At 25.0% G+C, this 6059-nt stretch carries 4 protein-coding genes; all 4 read right to left on the bottom strand.

Features of this window, described 5'->3' with window-relative positions:
* On the bottom strand, positions 1-2399 hold a 2399-nt coding region (locus tag Q0352_RS08645), incomplete at its 3' end, for a TolB family protein (RefSeq protein WP_367274620.1).
* A gap of 153 nt (positions 2400-2552) precedes the next feature.
* Complete coding sequence (locus Q0352_RS08650) at positions 2553-4124, bottom strand: OmpA family protein (RefSeq protein ID WP_299526695.1); 1572 nt, start codon at positions 4122-4124, stop codon at positions 2553-2555.
* 18 nt (positions 4125-4142) lie between these two features.
* On the bottom strand, positions 4143-4604 hold the full coding sequence (locus Q0352_RS08655; RefSeq protein ID WP_299526698.1) for a DUF962 domain-containing protein: 462 nt from the start codon (positions 4602-4604) through the stop codon (positions 4143-4145).
* A gap of 15 nt (positions 4605-4619) precedes the next feature.
* Positions 4620-5318: a hypothetical protein gene (locus tag Q0352_RS08660; RefSeq protein ID WP_299526701.1), complete on the bottom strand. Its 699-nt coding sequence runs from the start codon at positions 5316-5318 to the stop codon at positions 4620-4622.
* Positions 5319-6059: the final 741 nt, after the last annotated feature.

A 6059-nucleotide genomic window follows, 5' to 3' on the forward strand; every position in this document is an offset into this window, starting at 1 on the left:
TAAGCTGTGTTGCAATCAAATTTATAATTGAAATTAGCTTTGTTATTTAAAGTTAATGTGTCAATTAATATATCATTTTTAAAAATAGTAACTAATGCTTTTGAAATTGGTAAGTCTGTTTCTTTATCTAAAACAAAACCACTTAAAACTTGAGTGCATTCTAAAGGAATTAATAACAATGTTTTACTTGTTTCAAATGCATTGTTGTTATTCGTTTGAAATTCTACTTCACTTGTTGTGAAGTTTTCTTTTTCTGCTACTATTTTGTATGATGAATTGCATTCTAAATTAAAATTAAAGTCGTTAGTAACGTTTTTAGTTTCCTTTAAAATATTGTTTTGATATATTGAAACTTGCACAAATTCCAGTTGTAAATTTGTTTCACTATTTAATATTTTTCCTGAAACTAATTGATTGCACTCAATTGGTGTCAATAACAATGTTTTATTGGTTTCAAATGCATTATTATTGTTCGTTTGAAATTCCACTTCACTAGTTGTAAAATTTTCTTTTTCTGCAACTATTTTGTATGATTTATTGCATTCTAAATCGAAATGAAACTCATTAGTAACGTTTTTAGTTTCTTTTAAAATGTTGTTTTGATATAATGAAACTTGCACAAATTCGAGTGTTAAATTTGTTTCACGATTCAATATTTTTCCAGTAACTAATTGATTGCATTCAATTGGGGCTAATAACAATGTTTTATTGGTTTCAAATGTATTAGTATTGTTCGTTTGAAATTCCACTTCACTAGATGTAAAGTTTTCTTTTTCTGCAACTATTTTATATGATTCATTACATTCTAAATTAAAATTAAAGTCGTTAGAAGCGTTTTTAGTTTCTTTTAAAATATTGTTATGGTATAATGAAACTTGCACTAATTGAATTGGTAAATTTGTTTCACGATTCAGTATTTTTCCATTAACTAATTGATTGCACTCAATTGGAGCTAATAACAATGTTTTACTTGTTTCAAATGCATTGTTGTTGTTCGTTTGAAATTCCACTTCACTAGTTGTAAATTTTTCTTTTTCTGCAACTATTTTGTATGATTCATTACATTCTAAATTAAAATTAAATTCGCTAGTAACGTTTTTAGTTTCTTTTAAAATGTTGTTTTGATATATTGAAACTTGCACAAATTCGAGTAGTAAATTTGATTCACTATTCAATATTTTTCCTGTAATTAATTGATTGCATTCAATTGGCGCTATTTCTAAATTTTTTGAAATTTCATTGTTCATATTGATGTCAGGAACAATTTTGAATTCTATAGTGTTGTAGTTCTCTTTTTCAGCAACTATTTTATAATTTTCATTACAATTCAACTTAAAACTATATTTAGAGTCTTTAACTATGATTTTAGTTTCTTGTAAAACATCATTATAATATAAAGAAATATGCACGTTATCAATAGAATTTTGAGTTTCTACATTTGTAATTAATCCTGTAATTACCTTTGTACATACAATTATTTCTTCTTTTGGTTTAAAGGCATAAATATCTACATCTCCTTTTCCTTTTTTACGATTAGAAGTAAAATATCCTGTGTTTTTTACTTCATCAATTACAAAAGCAAAATCATCATATTTGCTATTAAAAGGACTTGGTAAATTTTCAGTTTTTTGATAGTTCCCATTTTCAAAATTACTTTTAAAAATATCTAATGAGCCTTTGCCTTTATGTCCGTATGAAGAAAAGTAAAGTGTCTTATTTTTAGCTATGTATGGAAACAACTCAGATTCTTTGGTATTTACATTTGGACCTAAATTTCTTGGATTGCTATAACTATTTTCACCTAAAATATCTACAACATAAATATCTGTTTTTCCGAAACCATTTGGCATATCAGAAACAAAAAATAATTGTTTACCGTTTTTACTTATTTTAGGACTTCTAACTGAATATTTTTCATTGTTAAATGGTAAGTGTACAATGTTTGAAATATCTAAATTTTCATTAATATCAGCTTTCATTATTTGCAGGGTTTTCCATTTAGCTGAATCAATTCTTTTTTCAGTACTGTAAAAATTATTCCAAGTAAAGTAAATGGTTTTTCTGTCAGAAGTAAATGTGATATCCGATTCAAAAAATTTATTATTAATTTCGTTTGAAAATTTATTAATTTCCAATAAATCTCCATTTTCAAGAATTACTGCCTTATATAATTCTAGATAAAGCTGCCGATTATTTTTCCGCCTATCTTTTTTAAAAAGTTTATCATCATCATCATTTTTTTTTGATGATGCAAAAAACACGGTATTTTCGTTTAAATATGTAACTCCTAATTCTGCATATTTTGAATTTATGGAGGTATTAAAAACTTCAAAATCTTGTTGTTGTGAAAAAAGAGAAGTTATAAATAAAAGGGAAAATATATGGAGTAGTTGTTTCATATAAAATCTAGGGTTAAAGTATAATTAGTTATATAATTAACTCAAAAATAATAGAAGTATTGTTTTAAATTAGCATTTTAAAGTGAAAATTTTAATTGAGTTACTATAAAGAAACAACGCATAAATACAAATGTTTGTGATAAGATTTAGAATCTATTCATCAATAATTACAAACTCAGTTCTTCTATTCATTTGGTGTTCCGCCTCACTACATTTTGTGTTATTTGTACACTTATTAATTAATTGCATTTCTCCAAATCCTTCACTAGATATTCTGTTTGATGAAATTCCTTTCGATATTATATAGTCTACCGTTGATTTTGCTCTATTTTTGGATAACTTAATATTGTATTCACCACTAGACCGAGAATCAGTATGAGAACCACATTTAATAATAATAGTTGGATTTTTTTCCATGATTCTGACTACTTTATCTAATTCTATTATTGCTATAGAACTTAAATTTGAAGAATTTAAATCAAAATAAATAGGATTCGTTTTAATCATTTTTTGTTCGCGAACCGTGATAAATTCAACTGTTGGTTGTAATAAAATATTTTTGTTTATATTTTTACTGCGAGCTTTTAAAATACCAATTTCATTTATCGTTTCATCATATTTTTCTTTATTTGCAGTTATTGTATAATTTTCATTGCATTTTAGTTCAAAACTATAATTAGTGTTTTTAGCTATAGTTTTAGATTCTTTTATAACTGAATTTAAGTATAAAGAAACAAGCACACTATCAATTTGTTTTTTTGTTTCTTTATCCAAGATAAACCCAGTAATTTGTTTCGTACATTTTTCTTCTTCTTTTGGCTTAAAGGAGTAAATATCTACATTTCCTTTTCCTTTTTTACGATTTGAAGTAAAATATCCAGAATTAGTGTCATTGTTAATTACAAAAGCAAAATCGTCATATTTACTATTAATAGGAGCTTCTAAATTTTCAGCCTTTTGAAAATCACCATCTTTAAATTCACTTTTAAAAACATCTAAACTTCCTTTTCCTTTATGTCCATTTGAAGAAAAGTAAAGAGTCTTCTCTTTGTTTACAAACGGATAAAGTTCATCAAATTCAGTATTAACATTAGCACCTAAATTTTTAGGGGAACCATGACTGCCATTTGAATTTATGGTAGACACATAAATATCAAAATTACCATAGCCGTTTGGCATATCAGAAACAAAATATAACTGTTTCCCATCTTTACTTACCTCAGGGCTTCTAACAGAGTAGTCTTTACTATTAAAAGTGAGCGGTAATATATTTGAAAGTTTAAAATTTTCATCAATTGAAGCTTTGAAAATGTATAATGGTTTCCATTTTGCAGAATCTGTTCTTTTTTGAGTATCGTAAAAATTATTCCAGGTAAAATAGATTGTTTTAAAATCGGGAGTAAATGAGATATCAGATTCAAAAAACTTATTATTTATCTCACTTGAAAATCTAGTAGCTTGAGTGATATCACCAGTTTCACTAATTAATCCGTGATATAGCTCTAAAAAAAGTTGACGATTATTTTTTCGTCTATCTTTCTTGAAAATTTCATCATCTTCAATTTTTTTTGAAGAAGCAAATAACACCGTACTATCACTTAAATAGGTAATGCCTAATTCAGCATACTTAGAATTTACAGAAGTGTTAATTATTTGATAATCAGTTTTTTGAGCGGATATTGAAAGTGTCAATAAGAATAGTAGAATTAATGTAATGTATTTCATTCTTTTTTTAAAATAAAATTACTTTTTAGATAGTTTTTCAAAAACCCAAACAGGTCCAATTAATAAAAATTGTAAATCTTTAAAAAATGAAGGCTTTTTTCCTTCTAATTTATGTCCATAAAATTGCCCTATCCATGCAAATATAAAAATAGTTAATGACAAATAAAACAAAGGCAGAACAGTTGATAAAAAATAATTTCCAACAAGGCATACTATTGAAAATGTTAGCATTCTTACAAATGTTGAAAAAGACAAACGAATATAAAATATAAGTAATATTATTAAAACAGGAGAAGCCCAATTTTCAATAAAAGGATTGCTAATTTTGGTGTAGTTTGAAATTAAAGTAGAAGGTATGCTCATAAGCAAACCAATAATACTAAAAAAAATAGCAGGAACACAAATATAGTGTATAGATTGGTTTGTTTTATGTTGATGACTGATAGCATAATCATCAAACCATTGTTGTAATGTTTTCATAGGTGTTTTTTAGTTCTAATTATCTGATTTTTCTAATTTTTTAAGATAATTTTTTGCTGATCTATTTCCAGAATCTAATGCTAATGATTTTTTATAATTAACAATTGCTTTTAAAGTATCACCACTTTTCATAAAAGCTTCTGCTAAACTATCATAAACATTTGAACTTTTTGGATATAATGCAACATTTATTTCGAAAATATGAATTGCATTTGTATACTCTTTATTTCGTAATTCTGTGTATCCTAATAAATTGAAGTTATTTTCATCTAATGTAGGGTCTAAAGAATCATTTTGTTGAATATTTAAATAACCTTCTAGGGCCTTATTAAATTCTTTATTTTTTAAATATTCACTTGGAATATATTCGTGTTCTTCAAGTTTTACGAAGTTAAAAGTTATTGGTTTGTTTTCTTCTTTTGAAATTAAAACGATATAGTATTTTTGATTTTCAGGATTTGTTAAAAATTGAATTTTTTCATTCATTTCTTTCACAAAAAAAGTAGTTTCATTAACTTTTAATGGCTTAATACTTTTTGCTCCTCGCCATTCCATGAGTAATTCATTTTTATCAAAATAAATTTTGATAATTTCATCGGAATTGTATAAATATCTTCCAGTTGCTTTTTCAATAAATGCTTCGCTATTTGAATCATTTCCACAACTGATAAAGATTGATAATACAACAAATTTTAAAAGGTTTTTTAATTTCATAAGTTAATATTTATTGCTCGTTTAAGATTCATATTATATTCTTTTGAAGAGAGCATTTTTAATTTTTAGCTATATGCTTTATATGCAATGATATGTAAAAATAAAAAAATACTCTAAACCTTTTAATGTTTTATCGATTTTAAATTTTATGCATATAAGTATTTAACCAATTTGCCCATATTTGGGAGTTTGTATTTATTCTTTATTAAATTTTGATAGCGTGTTTATAACATTTTCATTTCATAAGCTGAAAATGACTTTATTTTTTTAATACCATTGATCTTTAATTAATAATTGTGCTTCTTTATGTATTTCTGTTTTTACTATAGCAACTATAATACTAGCGTATAGATAATCAAATTAGTTATTTCATCATCTAGAATGCAAAATTGCATTCTAGATGATGAAATATTACTTGAATGGTTGTTAAATATACAATTAGGAGAATCTATTTTAATATATAAGTTAAATGTATTTTTGTCTTATATAAATTATTGGAGGTTTAATGATTTATATTGAATAGAATATTTGTTTGTATCAATAAAATAAATCTTTTTCGTTAGTGGTTTAATTTATCATTAATGTATTAATTGTTGAAATACACTGTGATGGGTGTTATTTTAAAAAAAAGCATTGATTTTTAAATCAATGCTTTTTTAATATAATATATTTAAAACTATTCTATTTTACATTCATCAACTCAACATCAAAAATTAGCGTTGCGTCTGGAGGAATAACACC

Source organism: uncultured Lutibacter sp. (genome assembly GCF_937891065.1).
Taxonomy (GTDB): domain Bacteria; phylum Bacteroidota; class Bacteroidia; order Flavobacteriales; family Flavobacteriaceae; genus Lutibacter.

Excerpts from the sequence above, each read along its gene's own strand:
- Q0352_RS08660 (WP_299526701.1), bottom strand. The coding sequence starts at position 5,318 with ATGAAATTAAAAAACCTTTTAAAATTTGTTGTATTATCAATCTTTATC.
- Q0352_RS08650 (WP_299526695.1), bottom strand. The coding sequence starts at position 4,124 with ATGAAATACATTACATTAATTCTACTATTCTTATTGACACTTTCAATA.
- Q0352_RS08655 (WP_299526698.1), bottom strand. The coding sequence starts at position 4,604 with ATGAAAACATTACAACAATGGTTTGATGATTATGCTATCAGTCATCAA.